The sequence below is a fragment of the Treponema endosymbiont of Eucomonympha sp. genome, assembly GCF_001028545.1.
The window spans coordinates 1-1,051 of the sequence record NZ_BBPW01000212.1; the positions used below are offsets into that span (position 1 = coordinate 1).

Genomic DNA, 1,051 nt, shown 5'->3' on the forward strand with positions numbered 1-1,051 from the left:
GGTGCGGGCGCTGGGCGAGGTCTTCGATTCGTTCTCCGCGCTCGCGGTGTTTGCCGCCCAGTTCGGCGTCATATCCGCCGTGTTCGACCTGCTGAACCTGTTCCAAGAGCGGTTCCTGCGTCAAAAGCGCGTCGAGGGGGTGCTGTCGTTCGACGACGTCGCCCGCCTCGCCCGCGCCTCGCTCGCCGCGTACCCCGATGTCCGCCAAGCAGAAAAAGCGGCGTACCGCGCGATTATGATAGACGAGTTTCAGGACAACAACGCGCTCCAGCGCGATATGCTCTTTCTGCTCGCCGAAAAGCCGGAATGCTGCGCCGAAGGCGTCCCGAAGCCGGAATACCTGTCGCCCGACAAGCTTTTTTTTGTGGGCGACGAAAAGCAGTCGATTTACCGCTTCCGCGGCGCGGACGTATCCGTATTCCGCGCGCTCAAAACCGACTTGGCGCGAAGCAGGGAGTCCGTCGGCGGGACCGATAGCGAATCCGGCACGGAACTGCGCCTGAAGAACAACTACCGCTCGGCGAAAGAGCTTATCGGCGTGTTCAACGCCTTGTTCGGCGGCTCGGCATACAGCCCGTCGGGAGACGCCGAGACGGGGCGGTTCGCGGGCATATTCCTGCCGAATACGCCGGAAGCGCCCAGCCCCGTCTACGAGGCGGAATATGTACCGGTCCGCCACCCCGCCGCGAATACCAACGCACACGAAACGGCAAACGCGGGTGCAGAATATGCGGCGAACGCGGCAAAATCGCCCAACGGTATAAACACGGCGGGCGCAGTTTCATTCAATGAAGAAAAAACCAGTGCAGATAAAGCGGGAGGAATGCCTGCCGTCCCTTCGCCGGATATATCGGCGAACGATAAGTCTGCCGCCGGACGGATTCCGCCCGAATGCCGTATCTGCGTGCTCGACAAAAGCGCGGAAGCCGACGGAACGGACGAGCGCGGCGACCTGCTTTCCGCCGCCGAATCGGAAGCCGCGTTTGTCGCGCGGCAAATCCGCGCGCTCACCGAGCAAGGCGGACGTACCGAAGCGGACGTGTCGGTGCGG

Annotated in this window: 1 protein-coding gene; it reads left to right on the forward strand. The window is 62.8% G+C overall.

The genetic code is table 11. The annotated features are described in order from the left end of the window. A partial coding sequence (locus AWU74_RS06035; protein ID WP_162504922.1) for a UvrD-helicase domain-containing protein occupies positions 1-1,051 on the forward strand: 1,051 nt, incomplete at both ends.